Origin of the sequence: Xanthomonas sp. WHRI 7064, from assembly GCF_040202355.2 — a bacterium.
Classification (GTDB): domain Bacteria; phylum Pseudomonadota; class Gammaproteobacteria; order Xanthomonadales; family Xanthomonadaceae; genus Xanthomonas; species Xanthomonas arboricola.
This window is the reverse complement of record NZ_CP167821.1, coordinates 400,233-418,321: the sequence shown is the minus strand read 5'-3', so window position 1 is coordinate 418,321 and position 18,089 is coordinate 400,233. Positions and strand designations below refer to the sequence as shown.

Genomic DNA, 18,089 nt, shown 5'->3' with positions numbered 1-18,089 from the left:
GTTATGACGTCTATCGGATGGATCAGCTGGCGAACACGCCACGCGCATCGCGTGGCTCGCAGCGCAGGTATTGCGGCGAGGGCGTAACCGACGCGCCCAGTGCGGCAGCGGCATGCCAAGGCCAGCGCGGGTCGTACAGGATGCCGCGCGCCAGCGCGATCGCATCGGCCTGGCCGTCCTGCAGGATCGCCTCGGCCTGCGCCGGCTCGATGATCAGGCCCACGCCGATCACCGGTGTGCTGACCTGCGCCTTGATCTGCTGCGCAAACGGAATCTGATAGCCCGCCTGCACCGGAATCTGCTGGCGCGGATCCAGCCCGCCGCTGGAGACATGAATGTAGTGCGCACCGCGCGCATCCAGCGCCTTGGACAAGGCGATGCTCTGCTGGATATCCCAGCCGCCCTCCACCCAATCGGTGGCGGAGATGCGCACGCCGATGGCGAGCTTGTCCGACACCGCCGCGCGCACCGCGTCGAAGATGCGCAGCGTCAGCCGCATGCGGTTTTCCAGCGAGCCGCCATACGCATCGCTGCGCTGATTGCTCAGCGGCGACAGGAACTGATGCATCAGATAGCCATGCGCGGCGTGCAGCTCGATCAGCGCCAGGCCCAAGCGTTCGGCGCGCTGTGCCGCATCGACAAAGGCCTGCACCACCGCATCGATGCCGGCCTGGTCCAGTGCCTGCGGCAACGGCTGACCGTCACGGAACGCCAGCGCCGATGCGGACACGGTCTGCCAGCCATGCGCGTGATCCGGCGCGATGGCCTCGCCGCCGTTCCACGGCAGATCGGTGGAGGCCTTGCGCCCGGCATGCGCCAGTTGGATGCCGATGGGCATCGGCGACCACCGCCGGACCGAGTCCAGCACCTCGCCCAGCGCCTGCTCGGTGGCATCGTCGTACAAGCCAAGGTCGGCGTAGGAGATGCGCCCCTGCGGCTGTACTGCGGCCGCTTCCAGGATCAGCAGGCCGGCACCGGATTGCGACAAAGTGCCCAGATGGATGCGGTGCCAGTCGCTGGCGCGGCCGTCCTGTGCCGAGTACTGGCACATCGGGGCGATGACGATCCGGTTAGCAAGTGCAAGCGGACCGAAGCGGATGGGGGAGAACAACTGGCTCAAGAGGACATCCACAGATGACACGGGGATGCCCATTGCACTGCGCCACGCGCGTGGGCACAACCGCTGCGATGGATCACTGCGTCATGCCGAACGCGCACTGGCATCGTTGACGCTGCGTGCACGCAGCGGATCGAACGGGGTGTGCAGGAACGCCAACGCCTGCGCGCACGACTGTTCGACCTTCAGGCTGAGCAGCTCGTCCGCACGGGTGCGCCCGAAGTTGAGTGCGGCGATCGGCAGGCCGGCCTTGGCCGCGGCCTGTACGAAACGAAAGCCCGAATACACCATCAGCGACGAGCCCACCACCAGCACCGCATCGGCCACCTGCAGATGCGCAAATGCGCGCTCCACGCGCTCGCGCGGCACGTTCTCGCCAAAGAACACCACATCCGGCTTCAGCACGCCGCCGCACAGCGGGCACGGCGGCACTGCAAAGCTGTCGAAGGCCACATCGTCCAGGTCCGCATCGCCATCGGGCGCCTGCGCCGCGTCCAGATCGGCCCAGCCGGGGTTGGCGTGCTCGAGCAGCAGCTGGAATTCGGTACGGGGCATGCGCCGCTCGCAGCCCATGCAGCGCACCACATCGAGCCGGCCATGCAGATCGATCACCGCCTGACTGCCGGCAGCCTGATGCAGGCGGTCCACGTTTTGCGTCAGCAGCAGTTCCAGCTGGCCGCGCGCTTCCAGTGCGGCCAGCGCGTGATGGGTGGCATTGGGTTGCGCCAGCCCGAAGCGCGGCCAGCCGACCAGACTGCGTGCCCAATAGCGCTGCCGCGTGGACAGCTCGCCCATGAAGGCCTGGAACGTCACCGGTTGCGGACGCTTCCAGCCGCCTTGCAGATCGCGGTAATCGGGAATGCCCGAATCGGTGCTGCAACCGGCGCCGGTGAGCACGAACAGGCGCCGATGGCGCTCGATGAAATCCTGCAACGCGTTGCCGTCCTGAACGAGTACCGCCGTCATCGCGCAACTCCGGTGGCCATGAGGTAACTGTGCAGCAACACCACCAGCTGCGCCTGCAGCGGCGCAATCCGCACCGCAGGCGCACCCTCCTCGAGCAGGCTCTTTACCGGCCCGGTGATGGCCGCCATGCCGATCTCGGCCACCGCCTCGCAATCGTCGAAGCGCACATCCGCGGCGGTGGCCAGCGCAGCGGCAAACGCCTGCTGCGAGCGCTTGCGCGCCTGCGACCCCAGCGTGGCGCCACCATGCAGCTCGGCAATGGCGTACAGCGCGCGCGAGACGTCCACATGCTGCAGCTTGGCCTGCACGAAGGCATGCACCAAGGCCTCGCACTGCTGCGCCAGCGTGCGCCCGTGTTGTTGCGCGCAGGCCCGTTCCACCGCGTCGATCACCGCCTGCAGATGCCACTGCAGCAACGCGATCAACATCGCCTGCCGATTGGGGTAGTACTGGTACACGCTGCCGACCGACACGCCGGCACGCTCGGCCACCCGCGTGGTGGTGCAGCCCTGCAGTCCGTCGGCCACCAGCACCTGGATGCTGGCCTGGCGGATGACCTCCACGGTAGCGCGCGAGCGCGCTTGCTGCGGGGCCTTGCGCGGTGCTGGCAGGGGGAATGAGGTACTCACGAAGGCGACTGTACACACGGATGGATGGCACATAGTCTGGGGGCCTTCTTGGTGATTCCAAGCAAGCGCCCCTCTCCAGCTCCGCACCCGTGGCGCTGCGCGACGGTGCCGAGCGCCCGATTGCTTCACCGTGTCGCTGGCGAAGGCACTGCGTAACGCAGGCTTTGCGGTCAATGCGCCGATGCGGTCAATCACGATCGCATCGCCGCCGATCTCGACGACCACATCGGTCCAGGCAGCGTCGAACAAGCGACTGCCAGCGTGGCGCAGCTTGTGATGTCCGAGCTGGCATCGGCGCGATGACACCGAGGGTGGGACAATTGACCTGATGATGCGCACCGAATGACACACAGCCGGCAACCTGCGCTCACGGTTGAAACCGCTTGAAAACACGTGCCACGTCACAGATCGGCACGCGCGTCCGCTGACTTAGCGTGATCGGGCGCACACGCAACGCTGCGGAAACATGGCGCCGCGACAGTGGGCAGCTCCCCCGCTGCCCCCCACTCCTGCCATGCCCTACACCCACATCCGGACGCGCTCCGGAGTGCGTCGTGCCGTGTCGCGTCGTCCGCTCGCCGTCCTGCTTGCACTGACCCTGTCCACCCCCGCGCTCGCGCAGGAAGCCGCACCCGCCACGCCTGCCACCCGCAAGGGCGAGGACGGCATCTTCTCGCTGGACCGGATGATCGTCACCGGCGCCGGCCAGGCCCAGAACCAGTTCGACGCCTCGTATGCGATCACCGCGCTGACCGCCGAGCAGATCGACAAGCTGGCCCCGCTCAACCTGGCCAGCCTGATCGGCTCGATGCCCGGCATCTATGCCGAATCCACCGGCGGCGAAGTGCAGAACGTCTACCGCATCCGCGGCATTCCCGACGAAGGCTCGTTTGCGGTGATCCAGGAAGACGGCATCAGCCCCTACCCGGACAACAACGGCTACTTCTACAAGACCGAAGGCCTGGTGCGCCCGGACCTGATGGTCGAATCGGTGGAAACCGTGCGCGGCGGGCCGTCGCCGATCTTCGCTTCCAATGCCGCGGCCATCGTCAACTTCGTCACCCGCCAGGGCGGCGACACCCCCGAAGGCGCAGTGCGCACCACCGTCGGCGACACCGGGCTGTATCGGCTCGATGGCTATTGGTCGGGCAAGCTTGCCGACGGCTGGTACCTGGCTGCCGGCGGCTTCGTGCGGCGCAACGACGGCTACCGCGACGTGGGCTTTCCGGCCGACGAGGGCGGGCAGTTCCGCATGAACCTCAAGCATACGCTGGAGCACGGCAAGCTGACCTTCACCGCCAAGCATCTGGACGACAAGAACGCGTTCTACATGCCGATCCCGCTGTACGACCCGCGCGACACCGCGCGTTCGCTGGACCCGTTGATCGACCGCTTCACCGGCACCTTGAGCAGCGCGCAGCTGAAACGCGCCAGCATCGTCTCCAGCGATGCCAACGGCGCGCCGCAGCGCGAGTTGCGCGACCTGTCCGATGGCCGCCACATGAAGTTCAACCATCTGGGCGCCAACCTGGACCTGGCCTTCGACAACGGCTGGAGCCTGTCCAACAAGGCCATCGTCAATCGCCTGGACATGACCTTCGACGCGCTGTATTCCAGCAATGCGCCGCAGGACGCCGCCGCGTATGCCAACAGCCGCCGCGCCGCCGCCAGCGCGGCGTTTCCCGGCCTGAGCTCGCTGGGCTACGTCTACACCGACGACGGCAGCCGCTTCGATCCGGCCAGCACCGACGGCCTGGTGATCCAGGGCCAGTACCGCGCCATGAACGTGCGCGCCGATTCGTTCGCCGACGACCTGCGCCTGCACCGCCGCTTCGACTGGGGCGGCGACACCCACGACATCACGCTCGGCGTGTACGGCGCCTATTACGCGCGTTCCTACAATTCGCGTTACCAGAGCTATCTGCTGGAGATGCGGCAGAACCCGCGCACGATCGACCTGCTCGGCTACGACGCGGCCGGCAACGTGGTCGGTGGCGTGACCAAGGACGGCGTGGTGATCTACGGCGCCGACCGCACCCAGGGCAAGGCCTACACCAGCATGCTGGCGCCCTACATCGCCGACACCTGGCAGGTGACCGACAAGCTGCGCCTGGAAGCCGGCGTGCGTCACGAGCGCTACCGCTACCGCGCCTGGAGCATGCTGCGCAGCACCGGCAACCTGGGCATGGCCGACACCCTGGCCGACGATGCCGCGCGCCTGTTCACCGGGGCCCGCGCGCACACCGCGCTGGACGTGGGCGTGACCAACTGGACCGCGGGCTTCAACTACGACATCAACCCCACCGTCGGCATCTACGGCCGCGCCTCGCGTGCGCACCGCGCGCCCAGCGAGGGCGCCAACGAAGGCAACGTCAACATTCCCACCGCCGACCAGTTCGAGCTCGGCACCAAGCTCAACTTCGACACGCTGGACGTGTTCGCCACCGCCTTCTACACCAAGTACGACCCGTACAACATCGGCACCAGCGCGGTGAATCCGCAGACCGGCGCGGCCGAATCCAAGGACTACCGCGGCAGCGTCACCAACCCCGGCATCGAACTGGCGGCGGTGTGGACACCGGCGCAGTGGCTACGTCTTGATGCCAACCTGACCTACAACGACACCAAGGTGTCCGACCTGACCGAAGTGGTGGCCAATGGCGCAGTGGCCGTGGTCGACGTGGACGGCAACATGCCCAACCGCCAGCCGAAGCTGTACGGCAATGCCGGCCCGACGCTGTTGTTCACCACCGGTGCGTTCGATTGGGAAACCTCGTTGCGCTACGCCTACGTGGGCAAGCGCTACGCCGACCTGGAAAACACCACCGAGCTGGCCGCCTACGACACCCTGGCGGCCAACATCCTGGTGCGCAACGGGCCGTGGGACGTGCAGCTGTCGGTGGACAACCTGACCAACACCTTTGCGCTGACCGAAGGCAACCCGCGCACCGACACCATCTCCGGCCAGGGCACGCGCGCGCCGATCTACGGCCGGCCGATCTACGAGCGCAACTCGCGGCTGGTGGTGACCTACCACTTCTGAGTGCGCCGGCGTCCGGGGTGTCGCAGCCTCGATGCCAGCGCTCCACTTCCCGATCCATCGCCTGCAGCGCCACAGCTGCGCTGCAGGCCACAAGGACTGCCATGACAGCTTCCCGTCTTGCCTGTGCGCTGCTGGTTGCAGCAGCGATGTGTTCCGGCGATGCCGCCGCCTGGGGCCACCGCGCGCATGCCGCCATCGACAGCGCCGCGGTGCAGGCCCTGCCCGATGACGGCCCGGTCTTCCTCAAGCAGTACGCGCAGGTGATCGCCGACGGCGCCACGCTGCCGGACGGCTGGCGCAGCGAAAGCGAACCCTTCCTCAAGATCGACGAAGACCCCAACCACGGCTGGTTCCGCGAGCAGTTCGCCTTCATGCAGCACCCGCCGCGCTCGCGTTATGCCTTCGTGCTGGCGCTGTACGACGAACAACGGCGCATCGCCGGCAGCGACCCGCAACTGGCGCAGCGCATGAACGTGCGTTGGGCCGGCACCTTGCCGTACGCCGCCACCGAAGGCTACCAACGCATCGTGGCGACCATGCGGCAGCTGCGCACGCTGCGCGCCAAGGGCCAGGACACCCGAGAGCTCGAACGCAACTGCGCGTTCTACGTCAGCTGGTTTGCGCACTACATCGGCGATGGTGCGCAGCCGCAGCACGACAGCATCCATCACGACGGCTGGCAGGGGCCGAACCCGCACGGCTACAGCACCGACCCGAAGGTGCACGGCAAGTTCGAGAGCGATTACGTGGAGAAGATTGCGCTGACCCCGCAGGACCTGCTGAGCCGCATGCCGGCCCTGGCGCACCAGGATGGCGATGTGTTCGAGCAGATCCTGGGCTTTCTCGACATCGGCACCGGCCGTGTCGAGCAGGTCTATCGCCTGGAAAAGGCCGGCGCCTTCGACGACGCATCCAGCAGCGACGGCCGCGCGATGGTCTATCGCACCGCCGGCGATGGCGCAGCGATGCTGCGCGACCTGCTGGTGCGCGCCTGGCGCGAAAGCGCGCTGCGGCCGGGCACCTCCACGCCCCCCAGCATGGACCCACGCCATCCGCAGTACGACCCGGCGACCGGATCTGCACCTGCCGGCACCTCGCCCACGCTGTAACCGCCGATGGCGGCATGGGGGTGCCGCCATCGGTGTGCCGACCTGCGCGGCGGCAACGGGCGCTGCGCGGGTCGGCATAGCGCAGCGCGCCATACGGATCGCGCGTGCCATGACGTCGCGTCAGTGGGCGTTGGCGGCCTGTTCGACAAAGCGCAGCAGATCCTGATTGAAGCGCGGGCTGTCTTCCAGAAACGGGGCATGCCCGGCGTTGGGATACAGCACCGTCTGCGCACGCGGCTGCAGCTGCCGTGCACGCGCCAGCGTCGGCCCGGTGGTCACCAGTGCATCGCGTGCGCCGTACATCAGCAGCACCGGCAGCTGTGTGCGTTGCAGGCCGGCGACGTCGATCGACATGCCCTGCACGGCCCGCTGCATGTCCCACGAGGCCAGCGACGCGTTGGCCAGCAAGGTTTCAAACACCGGCGCCGGCGGCTGGGTGGCAAAGCACAGCCGCAGGAAGTCCTGCACCGCCTGCAGGTGCATGCGCAGGTCGTCGGAGACCAGATCGCGATAGATCGCCGGATGCGCGCCCAACTGCTCTGCGCGCAGTTCGATCACGCCATCGACATACACCACGCCGCCAAGCCCTTTGTCGCCGTAGCGGGTGAGATAGTTGCTGATCACCGCACCGCCCAGAGACCAACCCACCAGCACCGCATCGCGCGCGTTTGCGGCCTTCACCACGGCGGCAAGGTCGTCGGCCCAGCGCATGCCGTCCCGATACGCGGACGCTGCCGCCGGCTTGCCGGACAGCCCATGCCCGCGCAGGTCGTAGGTGATCAAGCGATAGCCTTGCAGGCGCGGATCGGCCAGCTGCGCGTCCCAATCGATGCGGCTGCCGAGCAGGCCGTGCACGAACACGATTGCCCGGCCATCGCTGGCGCCATGCTCCTGCACCGCCAGGGCCACGCCGTCCGGCGCGGTGACGGTATAGCTGCGCGACGCCGGGGTGACCGCCGGACCTGCGGTAGCCGATGTTGAGAAAAACAGCAGCAGGCAAACCAGCAGGCAACGCATCGGCAACATGCCAATGACGGGGAGAAAGCGAACAGGCATCGGAGTGAGCTCCAGACAATGGGAGCCACCATCCTCGAGCCTCACACCAATGTGAGGGTCAAGCATTGCGTGCAACGTATGCTGGGCGCATGGCCACATCGTCCGAACCCTCACTGAGCATTGGCGCGCTGGCGCTGCAGACCGGCGCCAGCGTGCGCTCGCTTCGTCACTACGACGCGCATGGGCTGCTGACCTCCTCGCGCAGCGCCAACGGCTACCGGGTGTTTCCCGCCGCCTGCGTTGCACAGGTGCGGCAGATCCAGCGGCTGATCGCCACCGGCTTCAGCCTGGACGACATCCTCGGCTTCCCCGATTGCATGCGCCTGGTGGAAGGCGCGCAGATGTGCCCGGAAACCGCGCAGGCGCACCGGGCACGCCTGCAGCTGATCGAGCGCCAGCTGGCCGACCTGGAGCGGCGCCGGGCGCGTTTGCTGGAAACCCTGGCGCAGGGTGCGGCGAATGCCGCGGCCACACTGCCGCCTGCAGCGCAGACCAGACGCAGCAAGCGGGCGCGATAGAACGGCTGACAGACGCCGCGCAGTCGTGCAGTCAGTCGCGCTTGGACGCGGCGGTCGAGCCGCGTCACTCGCCGCGTGCAGGGTGCGGCGCAAAGCGCCCGTACGGCCGCGTGTCGTCGGCGCGCTGGCGCAGCACGTAGGCCGCGGCGAAGGCGAGCGCCAGCAAGGTCAGGCACATGCCGACCAGCGCGCCCCAGCCACCGTGTTGCCAGAACCAGCCGCCAAGCGCGCCGATCACGCTGGAGCCGGCGTAATACGCCAGCAGATACAGCGATGCGGCGTGACTGCGGTGCGCGCCGCCGAGCCGGCTCACCCACGCGCTGGCCGCCGAATGCGCAATGAAGAAGCCGATCGTCAGCAACACGATGCCGGCCACCACCAGCGCCAGCACATGCGCCAGGGTCAGCGCCACGCCGAGGATGCACAGCACGATGCCGGTGGTGACCACCGGGCCGCGTCCGAAGCGATCCGACGCCGCACCGGCCACCGACGAACTGACGATGCCGAACACATAGGCGCTGAAGATCATGCCGATCTGGCTCTGGCTCAGGCCGAATTCCGGCCCTCCCAGCCGGAAGCCGGCGTAGTTGTAGAGGCAGACGAACACGCCCATCAACAGGAACGGCAGCGCGAACAGGAACGGCAGGTTGCGGTCGCGCAGATGCCCGGCCCAGGCGCGCAAATGGAAGCGCAGGTTGATGCCGTGCCGGCGCACGAAGTTGCGCGACGGCGGCAGTAACCAGAAGAACGCCAGCGCGCACAGCAGGTCGAACACGCTCAACACCGCCAGCGCGGTGCGCCAGTCGTAGTGATCGGTCAGCACGCTCATCACGATGCGCCCGCTCATGCCGCCGAAGGCATTGCCGGCCACATACAGGCCGGTGGCCGCGCCCATCTTGTTGGCCGGCAGTTCCTCGCCCAGATACACCATCGCCACCGCCGGCACCCCGCCCAGCGCGATACCCGACAAGGTGCGCGCCAGCACCAGCGCGCCCCAGTGCGGCAGGAAGGCGGCGACCAGGTTGAGCACTGCGGCCAGTGCGATCGATACGAACATCAACCCGCGCCGGCCCAGGTTCTCCGACACTGCGCCGGCACAGAAGATCGCCAGGGCCAGCGCGCCGGTGGCCAGCGACAACGGCAGCGAGGCGGTGGCCGCGTCCACGCCAAAAGCGCGTGCAAACTCGGGCAGCACCGGCTGCACGCTGTACAGCAGCGAGAAGGTGGCAAAGCCGGCCAGGAACAGGGCCAGGCGGATGCGGCCGCTGGCCGGCGCATCGGCGGCGGCGGCGTTGTCGGCAGGGCCGGCGGTGGCGCCCGGCAGGCTGCCGGTGCGGCGATCAGGAGAGGACACAGGCGCAGCATCGAGACGTGGGACGGCGAGTATTCGCCTGCGCTGACCCCCTGTCCAATATATGATCCTGGCAGTTGCCATATGCAGAACAGATAGCATGGAACTTCGCCACCTGCGCTACTTCCTGGCTGTCGCCGAGGAGGGCAACTTCACCCGCGCCGCAGCGCGGGTCGGCATCGGCCAGCCGCCATTGAGCCAGCAGATCCAGGCGCTGGAGCGCGATCTGGGCACACCGCTATTCCGGCGCACCCATAGCGGCGCCGAGCTAACCCCGGCCGGCGAGGCCTTCCTGGTCGAGGTGCGCCGCGTGCTCGCCGATGTGGAGCGCGCCGCGGAAACCGCACGGCGGGTGGCGCGCGGCGAATCCGGCCGGCTGCGGCTGGGCTTCACCGCCTCGGCCGCGTTCAACCCGGTGGTGCCGCACCTGATCCGCGACTTTCGCCGGCAATGGCCGCAGGTCGAGCTGTTGCTGGAAGAAACCAACACTGCCGGACTGCTGCTGGCCCTGGCCGATGGCCGCCTGGACGCGGCCTTCGTGCGCTACGGCCTGAGCACGCCGCCCGACCTGCAACTGCTGCGCTTTGCCGACGAACCGATGAAGATCGCCGTGCCCACCGCGCATCGGCTGGCCGCCCGCAACAGCGCGCCACTGGCGGCGCTGGCGGGCGAACCGTTCATCCTGTTCCCGCGCAGCTTCGGGTCCAGCCTGTACGACGAGATCCTCGCCGCCTGCCGGCAATCCGGCGTGACCCTGCGCATCACCCAGGAGGCGCCGCAGATGTCGTCCATCGTCAATCTGGTGGCCGCCGAACTGGGCGTGTCGGTGGTGCCGGCCTCCACTGCGCAATTGCAGCTCCCCGGCGTGCGCTATCTGGATATCGAAGGCCAGATGCCGCTGGCCAGGCTGGCCCTGGCAGTCGCGCCCGGCGCCTTGGACACCGCGCCGCTGGTCCGGCATCTGTGGGCGCTGGCGGAAGTGCTGTGAGCCAGGCTGATCTCGAGCCGACAGCACCACGGTTGTTGTAGGAGCGCACCCGTGCGCGACGTGGCTCTCCCGGTAACGCCCTCGCACACAAGTGCGCTCCTACACCTGCCCAGGCAGAAAGATGTTGGATGGCGTTGCCTGCCACCAGCGATGGCGCTGGTTCTCTGGAGCCGAGGTCTGATCCACACACCCTCAGCCGCACCCGAAGTCATTGATCCTGTGGAAGCGCGCATGCCTGCAATGCTGCGTGTGTGACGACATCATCCCGGCCAGGGCCTTCGCTGCAGACAGCATGCACGTTGCCAGCGCGCGCAGGTGCCCTGCCGAACCCGAGTAACACCATCCGGGCACACCGCTTGACCTCAACCGCGATTGAGGTCGTTCAATGCCTGCACCTTCCATCACCTGCGCCCGCCATGCATCTTCGCCATCTGTTGCTGCCCTGCCTGGACCCCGACCTCAGCCTGCGCTTCTATCGCGAGGTACTGCAGCTGCCGCAGCACGGCAACAGCATCCGCATCGGCTGGAGCAGCCTGGAATGCGTGCAGGCGCAGCAGCCGGTGGGCAGCGTGCATCTGGCGTTCAACGTGGCCCCGTCGCGCTTCGACGCCGCTGCGCAATGGATCGGCGAGCGCAGCAAGCTGCTTGCCGATCCACATGGCCGCCGGCAGTTTCAACTGGACGGCGTATGGCAGTCGCAATCGGTGTATTTTGCCGGCCCCGATGGCGCGGTACTCGAGTTGATCGCGCGTCGGGCGGTGCAGGACGTGGCCACCGGCGACGGCGCATTCCACGGCGACGAGTTGCTGTGCGTGAGCGAGATCGGCTTACCCAGCAACGATGTCGCGGTGGTGACCAGCAGCGTCGCCCATCACTTCGGCGTGCGGCCGTTTGCGCCGGCGCTCGAGGGCTTTGCCGCGCTGGGCGACGATGATGGCTTGTTGATCGTGGTCGATCAGGCGCGGCGCTGGTTTCCGCAGCAGCGGCAGCTGCCCTGGGCCAGTGGCGTGCGGGTCAGCGTGGATGCACCGCAACCGGGGCTGCGCTTGCGCGATGCGCAGGGCTGGGAGTTGCTGGCGGCGTGATCGCCCACGCCGCGCAGGTCATGCCGCCGCTGCAGGCGCGGGCAGACGGAAGAACGCCCGCGCCGCCGCGGTGCTGTTGGCTGCGGTCAGCGCCACGTCCTCGCCACGATCGCGTGCGAGTTCTTCGACGATATGCGACAGGAACATCGGCTCGTTGCGGCGGTCCTTGGGCATCGGCTTGAGCGTGCGCGGCAGCAGGTACGGCGCGTCGGTTTCGATCATCAAGCGGTTGGCCGGGATGTTGCGCACTAGCTCGCGCAGATGCAGGCCGCGGCGCTCGTCGCACAGCCAGCCGGTGATGCCGATGTAGTAATCGCGGTCCAGGTAGTCGAACAGTTCTTCGCGGGTGCCGGTGAAGCAATGCACCACCGCCGGGCCGAGGCGGCCATCGAAGCTGCGCATGATCGACAGGAAATCGTCGTGCGCCTCACGCTGATGCAGGAACAGCGGCTTGCCGTTGTCGGCAGCCAATTGCAGCTGCCGCTCGAAGGCCTTGTGCTGGGCCGGACGCGGGGCGAAATCGCGGAAATAATCCAGCCCGCATTCGCCCACCGCCACCACCTGCGGGTGCGCCTGCAGCGTGCGCATTTCGGCCTCGCATTCGGCGGTGAACTCCACTGCGTGGTGCGGGTGCACGCCGGCAGTGGCGTAGAGGAATCCGGGATGCTGCTGGGCCAGCTGCAAAGCCAGCGGCGAATGCTCGCGGCTGGCACCGGTGATCACCAATTGCGCAACGCCTGCCTCGCGTGCGCGTTGCAGCACCGCGTCGCGGTCGCGGTCGAAGGAGTCGTGGGTAAGGTTGGCGCCGATATCGATCAACTGCATGCTGCGGTGTCGTGTGGGGAGAGCCGGGCAAGTGTAACGAGTGAGGGTTGTGTGCGCTTAGCGCTTAGCGTCCCTTCTCCCGCCGGGAGAAGCTGGCGCGCAGCGCCGGATGCGGGTGCGAGCGAAGCCTCGCATGACTAACCACCCAATGTGGCGTCGCCCGGTCCCCTCACCCCAACCCCTCTCCCGCAGGAGAGGGGCTTTGCTCCCTTCTTCCAGGAGAGAGAGAGCGGTTCAACCAACCACCGGCACCACCATCGCATCGATCTTCGCCGCCAGCGCCTGGATCGTCAGCAGCGCCGAGCGTGACAGCTGCCGCTGCGGGGCCACGCACAGCGCCAGCGTCATCGGCTTGGTCAGGTGGCGGCGGAACGGCACGAATGCCAGACGGCCGTCGGCCACATCCGGTGCGGCGTCCAGCCACGACATCAGGCCCACGCCGGCACCGGCGCGCACCAACCCGCGCAGCGTGCGCACATCGTTGCAGTGGGTCAGCCGCTTCACGTCGATATGCTGGCGCTGGTACAGCACCTTGGCATGCTCGCCGACGATCAGCGGGGCGGCCGGCAGCAGCAGGCGGTGTTCCAGCGTTTCGCTCAGCTGCAGCTCGGTACGGGTGCTGAGCGGGTGGCCGACCGGCATCGCAATCCCTAACGGGATGTCGGCAAAGGCGCGCACCTCCAGGTCCACGCTGCTCACCGGGTCCAGCAGCAGGCCGATGTCCACGTCGGCCGAGGTCACCATTTCCATCACCCGCTGGTTGCGCGCGGTGGACAGGTTGAAGGTGATGCCGGGGTACTCCTGCACCAGCGCCGCCACCGCCTCCGGCACCACGCCCTCGCTGAGCGCGTCGATCATGGCGATCTCCACATGCCCGCGGCGCAGCCCCTTGAGCTCGTCGAAGCGCTCCAGGGTGCGGGCGTAGGCCTTCTCCCAGCCGCGCACGTCCACCAGCAGCAGCTCGCCAGCGGCGGTCAGCCGCAGCCGCCCGGGCAGGCGCTCGAACAGCTGCGCGCCCAGCTCCTCCTCGGCCTTGAGGATCTGCCGGTCGATCGCCGAGGCCGACACGTGCAGCACGTCGGAAGCCTTGCGGATGCTGCCGCAGCGGGCCACTTCGATGAAGTAACGGGTGAAGCGGGAAAAGGTCAGCATGCGGCGGGGCTCGGTTGGCGTTGCATTTTTTGCAATGGCTTGGCTGAAAATCGATGTTTGATAACACACCCCCAGCTTCCTAGAGTCAATCCGGCACCGCTCCCGCCCTACGCCAGAGACTGGACCCATGGATGTCGCCGTCCCCGCCCTGCCGCTGCACTGCACCTTCGAGGCCGCCGACTGGCAGCGCCTGGCCCAGCACTGGCACGCGGTGGCGCTGAGCAGCGAGGTCGGGCAGGCGCCGTTCAAGGCCACCCTGCTGGACGAGCCGCTGGTGCTGTACCGGCTGGGCGACGAATTGGTGGCCGCGCGCGATGTCTGCCCGCACCGCGGCGTGCCGCTGAGCATGGGCACCGCCGATGGCGGCGGCGTGGTCTGCGCCTACCACGGGCTGCGCTTCGGCTCGGGCGGGCGCTGCAACCACATCCCCGCCAGCCCCAGCCAGAACATCCCGGCCAAGATGCGCCTGCACACCTACGCGGTGGCCGAGCGCTACGGGTTGATCTGGGTGTGCCTGGCCAAACCGGCCGGCGTCAGCGCGGCCGAGGTGCAGATTCCGCCGATGCCCGGCTGGGACGAGGACGGCTTCCAGCAGATCGTCTGCCCGGCCTTCGACATCGGCGGCAGCGCCGCGCGCCAGCTGGAGGGCTTCATCGACGTGGCGCATTTCGCCTTCGTGCACACCGCCACCTTTGCCCAGCCAGACAAGCGCGAGGTGCCGGCCTACACCACCACCGAGACGCCCACCGGCTTCAATGCCGACTACCTGAGCTCGGTGGCCAATTATTCGGTGGACATGCCGCTACCGGACGTGGACCCGGATTTCCAGTGGCTGCGCCATTTCGAGGTGCATCTGCCGTTCACCGCCACCCTCACCATCCACTTCCCGGTGCCGGGCAAACGGCTGGTGATCATGAACGCGGCCAGCCCGGTGTCCAAGCACAGGACGCGCCTGCTGGTGCCGATCGCGCGCAACTTCGACACCCATCTGCCGGTGGAGGACGTGCACGCCTTCAACCTGCGCGTGTTCGAGGAAGACCGCGCCATGGTCGAGGCGCAGCGCCCCGAATACCTGCCGCTGGACCCGCTGCTGGAGGTGCATATCCCGGCCGACCGCAGTTCCATCGCCTATCGCCGTGGCCTGCGCAGCCAGGGCTATAGCGACTTCTTCCTGCGCTGACCGCCAAGGAGCACGCCATGCAGTTGCACGAGGTCCGCGTTGCCGAGGTCTTCGACCAGGGCCATCGCCAGCGCGCGATCCGGCTGGAGCCGGTCGGCGCGGAATTGCCGGCCTTCGAGGCCGGCGCACATGTGGACCTGCATCTGCCCTACGGCATGATCCGCCAGTACTCGATCGCTAGCGCGCCGCATGTGCGCGACCATTACCTGCTGTGCGTGAAGCTGGCCGACGCCTCGCGCGGCGGCTCGCGGCATCTGTGCGAACAGCTGAGCACCGGCGACCGCCTGCGCATCTCCACACCGCGCAACCTGTTTCCGCTGCATCCGGGCGAGCGCCACGTGCTGCTGGCCGCCGGCATCGGCATCACCCCGCTGCTGTCGATGGCCGAAGCGCTGGAAGCGCGCGGCGAACCCTTCGTGCTGCACTACTATGCGCGCCGGCACGCCGACGTGGCGTTCGGGCAGCGGCTGCAGCAGGGCTTCGCGCATGGCCAGGTGCAGGTGCATCTGAGCGACGGCGGCGAGAGCCCGCGCGTGCATGTGCCCGAGGAATTGGGCCAGGCGCGTGCGCGCGACCAGCTGTACCTGTGCGGGCCGGCCGCCTTCATGGACCACTACACGCTGCTTGCCAGGGCGCACGGCTGGACGACGGAGCAACTGCACCGCGAACACTTCGCCGCCGCCGAGCCCGGCATCGCCCACGATGCCGACAGCGCCTTCGAAGTGGAGCTGGCCGCCAGCGGCCGCGTGGTGCAGGTGCCGGCCGACTGCAGCATCGCCAGTGCCCTGCTGGACGCCGGCATCGAGGTACCGCTGTCCTGCGAGCAGGGCATGTGCGGCGCCTGTCTGACCGGCGTCCTGGCCGGCACCCCAGATCACCGCGACAGTGTGCTCAGCGACAGCGAACACGCGCAGAACCGGCAGATCACGCTGTGCTGTTCGCGTAGCCGCTCGCCGCGGCTGGTGCTGGATCTTTGAGGCGGTCTGTGTGCGGCAGATGCCTGTGCAGCGCTGCCGCGAGTGCGGCCATTGCTCCATGCCGATGATCCTGCCGATGCGATCGCTAGGCACCGCAGATGACGATGCGTTGTGCCGCTGATCGTCATGACCTGCACGCCGCCGCAGTGCATCACCCGTAAATCGCGTACCCGCTGCCGGAAACGGCCTGGTCGCTGCAGCGCGCTTGCCTGCGCTGCGCTGATGTGCCGCGTCAGGCCTGGTGTGCAGATGTGCAGGACGCTGCGGGAGGATCGCGAGCGACAAGGAAAACCAGGTGCAGCGCTTGTCGATCCGCAGGCATTGCTGGTGGCGCGTCGCCTCATGTAGCACCAAGGAGCCTTGCAACCTCACCCAGGCGTCCGCCCACCAATACGAGCTTCGGCACCAGCAAAAAACCACTCCAGCGCTGGCCGTCCACCACGCATGCAAGGCATGCTTCGCATCTACCGGCGTGATTGCGCCATTGCCGTTCTTTCCGAGCTTTCCATCGCATGTCCATCGTTCATCGCAGTCTGATTGTGGCGCTATGCCTGCTGTTGCCCACCGCCGCACAGGCACGCAGCCAAGCCACCCCTGCACAGCAACGCGAGCAGCAGGCGGCGCAGCTGCTGCGCACCGCCGCCGATCAGCCTGCGCAGCTGCGTGCCTGGCTGCAGGCAATGCCCAAGGGCGGCGACCTGCATAACCATCTGTCCGGCTCGGTGTATGCCGAGGACTACCTGCAGTGGGCCAGCGAGGATGGCGCCTGCGTGCAGCTGGACGACCTGAGCCTGCGCGCGCCGCCGTGTGGCAACGGCCAGGAGCCGGCACGCGACCTGGCAACACGCAATGCCGCGCTGTATGGCCGGGTGGTGGATGCCTTGTCGATGCGCAAGTTCCTGCCCAGCCCGTCGCAACCCACCGGACACGGTCAGTTCTTCGGCACCTTTGGCAAGTTCGACGCGGTGGTGCGCACGCGCGTTGCCGACACCGTGGCCGCTGTGCTGGAGCAGGCCGCACGCGACCGCGTGCCCTATGTGGAAATCATCGCCAACCCACCGCAGATGGATCAGGCCGCAAAACAGATGCAGTCCTTGCCCTGGAAGGGCGACGACGACGCAGCCAACCTGCGCGCCTTGCAGGATGCCTTGCCGCCGCTAGTACAGGACGCACAACGCGCGCTTGCCGACACCGATGCCCAGGTGCGCCGCGTGCTGCACTGCGGCCAGCCCGATGCACGTCCCGGCTGCCAGGTCACCTACCGCTACGTGCCTTACGTGCTGCGCGTGTTGCCGCAGCCGATGGTGTTCGGGCAGATGGCGCTGGCGCATGCGCTGATCGCCGCCGGCGGCAGCCGCGCGGTGGCGTTGAATATCGTCGCGCCCGAAGACAACCCGGTGGCACTGGCCGATTACGCGCGGCACATGGCGATGTTCCGCTTCTTCGCCGCGCGCTACCCCGACGTGCCGCTGTCCCTGCATGCCGGCGAGCTGGCCCTGGGCCTGGTGCCGCCGGCGCAACTGCGCTCGCATATCCGCCAGGCGGTGGACGCCGGTGCGCGCCGCATCGGTCATGGCGTGGACCTGCCTTATGAAGACGACGCCGACGGCCTGCTGCAGCGCATGCGCCGCCAGCAGGTCGCGGTGGAGATCAACCTCACCAGCAACGATGTGATCCTCGGCGTCAAAGGCGCCGCACATCCGCTGGCGATGTATCTGCGCGCCGGCGTGCCGGTGGTGCTGTCCACCGACGACGCCGGCGTCTCGCGCGCGGACATGACCCACGAGTATCAACGCGCGATGCAGGAACAGGGCATCGATTACCCCACGCTCAAACAGCTCGCCCGCAACGGCCTGACCTACAGCTTCCTGCCTGGCACCAGCCTGTGGGATGCCGACGGTAACGCTGCGCAGGCCTGCGCCACTGCGTTGCAGCGCGAAACCGATGATGCTGACTGTCGCGCATTCCGCCAGGGCAGCGAGAAGGCCCGGCTGCAATGGCAGCTGGAAACCGACCTGGCCCAGTACGAGCGCACGTTGTTGAATGTAGGAGCGCGCCAGAGCGCGAACGGGCTTTACCGGTAAACCCCCGCC

Annotated in this window: 15 protein-coding genes; 8 read left to right on the top strand and 7 right to left on the bottom strand. The window is 67.8% G+C overall.

Annotation, left to right across the window (positions count from 1 at the left end):
- Nucleotides 1-22 precede the first annotated feature (22 nt).
- From ABQY74_RS01790 to ABQY74_RS01780, 3 genes are read right to left on the bottom strand one after another with little or no spacing between them, the layout of a single operon-like run.
- Nucleotides 23-1,141: an NADH:flavin oxidoreductase/NADH oxidase gene (locus ABQY74_RS01790; protein WP_349793100.1), complete on the bottom strand. Its 1,119-nt coding sequence runs from the start codon at nt 1,139-1,141 to the stop codon at nt 23-25.
- Between the two features lie 60 nt (nt 1,142-1,201).
- The gene (locus ABQY74_RS01785; protein ID WP_349793098.1) at nt 1,202-2,083 is read right to left on the bottom strand and encodes an NAD-dependent protein deacetylase; all 882 of its coding nucleotides are present in this window, start codon (nt 2,081-2,083) and stop codon (nt 1,202-1,204) included.
- Nucleotides 2,080-2,745 carry a TetR/AcrR family transcriptional regulator gene (locus tag ABQY74_RS01780; RefSeq protein WP_065047144.1) on the bottom strand — a complete coding sequence of 222 codons (666 nt, stop codon included), beginning with the start codon at nt 2,743-2,745 and terminating at the stop codon, nt 2,080-2,082. The genes ABQY74_RS01785 and ABQY74_RS01780 overlap by 4 nt, the downstream gene beginning before the upstream one ends.
- A gap of 526 nt (nt 2,746-3,271) precedes the next feature.
- Between ABQY74_RS01780 and ABQY74_RS01775 the strand changes: the two genes are divergently transcribed.
- Together ABQY74_RS01775 and ABQY74_RS01770 are read left to right on the top strand one after the other, a co-directional pair.
- Nucleotides 3,272-5,755 carry a TonB-dependent receptor gene (locus ABQY74_RS01775; RefSeq protein ID WP_349793096.1) on the top strand — a complete coding sequence of 828 codons (2,484 nt, stop codon included), beginning with the start codon at nt 3,272-3,274 and terminating at the stop codon, nt 5,753-5,755.
- A gap of 101 nt (nt 5,756-5,856) precedes the next feature.
- Entirely contained in the window at nt 5,857-6,864 is a 1,008-nt protein-coding gene (locus ABQY74_RS01770) for a nuclease (RefSeq protein ID WP_349793094.1), read from the top strand.
- Between the two features lie 120 nt (nt 6,865-6,984).
- Here the strand turns inward: ABQY74_RS01770 and ABQY74_RS01765 are convergent, their stop codons facing one another.
- Complete coding sequence (locus tag ABQY74_RS01765; RefSeq protein ID WP_372470017.1) at nt 6,985-7,920, bottom strand: alpha/beta fold hydrolase; 936 nt, start codon at nt 7,918-7,920, stop codon at nt 6,985-6,987.
- Nucleotides 7,921-8,009: 89 nt separating this feature from the next.
- Between ABQY74_RS01765 and ABQY74_RS01760 the strand changes: the two genes are divergently transcribed.
- On the top strand, nt 8,010-8,438 hold the full coding sequence (locus ABQY74_RS01760) for a MerR family transcriptional regulator (RefSeq protein WP_104623594.1): 429 nt from the start codon (nt 8,010-8,012) through the stop codon (nt 8,436-8,438).
- A gap of 64 nt (nt 8,439-8,502) precedes the next feature.
- On the opposite strand, the gene ABQY74_RS01755 is transcribed toward ABQY74_RS01760, so the two are convergent.
- A complete protein-coding gene (locus ABQY74_RS01755) occupies nt 8,503-9,792 on the bottom strand; it encodes an MFS transporter (RefSeq protein WP_372470015.1) in 1,290 nt (429 codons plus the stop codon).
- A gap of 97 nt (nt 9,793-9,889) precedes the next feature.
- Here ABQY74_RS01755 and ABQY74_RS01750 point away from each other — a divergent pair, with 97 nt between their 5' ends.
- Nucleotides 9,890-10,777 carry a LysR family transcriptional regulator gene (locus ABQY74_RS01750; protein WP_039528909.1) on the top strand — a complete coding sequence of 296 codons (888 nt, stop codon included), beginning with the start codon at nt 9,890-9,892 and terminating at the stop codon, nt 10,775-10,777.
- Nucleotides 10,778-11,193: 416 nt separating this feature from the next.
- A complete protein-coding gene (locus ABQY74_RS01745; RefSeq protein ID WP_104623597.1) occupies nt 11,194-11,862 on the top strand; it encodes a hypothetical protein in 669 nt (222 codons plus the stop codon).
- Nucleotides 11,863-11,880: 18 nt separating this feature from the next.
- Here ABQY74_RS01745 and ABQY74_RS01740 read toward each other — a convergent pair whose 3' ends face one another.
- Complete coding sequence (locus ABQY74_RS01740; RefSeq protein WP_039517521.1) at nt 11,881-12,687, bottom strand: TatD family hydrolase; 807 nt, start codon at nt 12,685-12,687, stop codon at nt 11,881-11,883.
- A 234-nt stretch (nt 12,688-12,921) separates the two neighbouring features.
- Nucleotides 12,922-13,839, bottom strand: a complete 918-nt coding sequence (locus ABQY74_RS01735) for a LysR family transcriptional regulator (RefSeq protein ID WP_016901444.1) — start codon at nt 13,837-13,839, stop codon at nt 12,922-12,924.
- Between the two features lie 127 nt (nt 13,840-13,966).
- Between ABQY74_RS01735 and ABQY74_RS01730 the strand changes: the two genes are divergently transcribed.
- From ABQY74_RS01730 to ABQY74_RS01720, 3 genes are all read left to right on the top strand, one after another.
- Nucleotides 13,967-15,019: an aromatic ring-hydroxylating dioxygenase subunit alpha gene (locus ABQY74_RS01730; RefSeq protein ID WP_039517523.1), complete on the top strand. Its 1,053-nt coding sequence runs from the start codon at nt 13,967-13,969 to the stop codon at nt 15,017-15,019.
- 17 nt (nt 15,020-15,036) lie between these two features.
- A complete protein-coding gene (locus ABQY74_RS01725; RefSeq protein ID WP_349793091.1) occupies nt 15,037-15,996 on the top strand; it encodes a PDR/VanB family oxidoreductase in 960 nt (319 codons plus the stop codon).
- Between the two features lie 512 nt (nt 15,997-16,508).
- Complete coding sequence (locus tag ABQY74_RS01720) at nt 16,509-18,080, top strand: adenosine deaminase (protein WP_349793089.1); 1,572 nt, start codon at nt 16,509-16,511, stop codon at nt 18,078-18,080.
- Nucleotides 18,081-18,089 lie beyond the last annotated feature (9 nt).

What these genes read in the sequence shown, in the direction of transcription:
- ABQY74_RS01785 (WP_349793098.1), bottom strand. Translation starts at nt 2,083, where the DNA reads ATGACGGCGGTACTCGTTCAGGACGGCAACGCGTTGCAGGATTTCATC.
- ABQY74_RS01780 (WP_065047144.1), bottom strand. Translation starts at nt 2,745, where the DNA reads ATGTGCCATCCATCCGTGTGTACAGTCGCCTTCGTGAGTACCTCATTC.
- ABQY74_RS01770 (WP_349793094.1), top strand. Translation starts at nt 5,857, where the DNA reads ATGACAGCTTCCCGTCTTGCCTGTGCGCTGCTGGTTGCAGCAGCGATG.
- ABQY74_RS01765 (WP_372470017.1), bottom strand. Translation starts at nt 7,920, where the DNA reads ATGCCTGTTCGCTTTCTCCCCGTCATTGGCATGTTGCCGATGCGTTGC.
- ABQY74_RS01760 (WP_104623594.1), top strand. Translation starts at nt 8,010, where the DNA reads ATGGCCACATCGTCCGAACCCTCACTGAGCATTGGCGCGCTGGCGCTG.
- ABQY74_RS01750 (WP_039528909.1), top strand. Translation starts at nt 9,890, where the DNA reads ATGGAACTTCGCCACCTGCGCTACTTCCTGGCTGTCGCCGAGGAGGGC.
- ABQY74_RS01745 (WP_104623597.1), top strand. Translation starts at nt 11,194, where the DNA reads ATGCATCTTCGCCATCTGTTGCTGCCCTGCCTGGACCCCGACCTCAGC.
- ABQY74_RS01740 (WP_039517521.1), bottom strand. Translation starts at nt 12,687, where the DNA reads ATGCAGTTGATCGATATCGGCGCCAACCTTACCCACGACTCCTTCGAC.
- ABQY74_RS01735 (WP_016901444.1), bottom strand. Translation starts at nt 13,839, where the DNA reads ATGCTGACCTTTTCCCGCTTCACCCGTTACTTCATCGAAGTGGCCCGC.
- ABQY74_RS01730 (WP_039517523.1), top strand. Translation starts at nt 13,967, where the DNA reads ATGGATGTCGCCGTCCCCGCCCTGCCGCTGCACTGCACCTTCGAGGCC.
- ABQY74_RS01725 (WP_349793091.1), top strand. Translation starts at nt 15,037, where the DNA reads ATGCAGTTGCACGAGGTCCGCGTTGCCGAGGTCTTCGACCAGGGCCAT.
- ABQY74_RS01720 (WP_349793089.1), top strand. Translation starts at nt 16,509, where the DNA reads ATGTCCATCGTTCATCGCAGTCTGATTGTGGCGCTATGCCTGCTGTTG.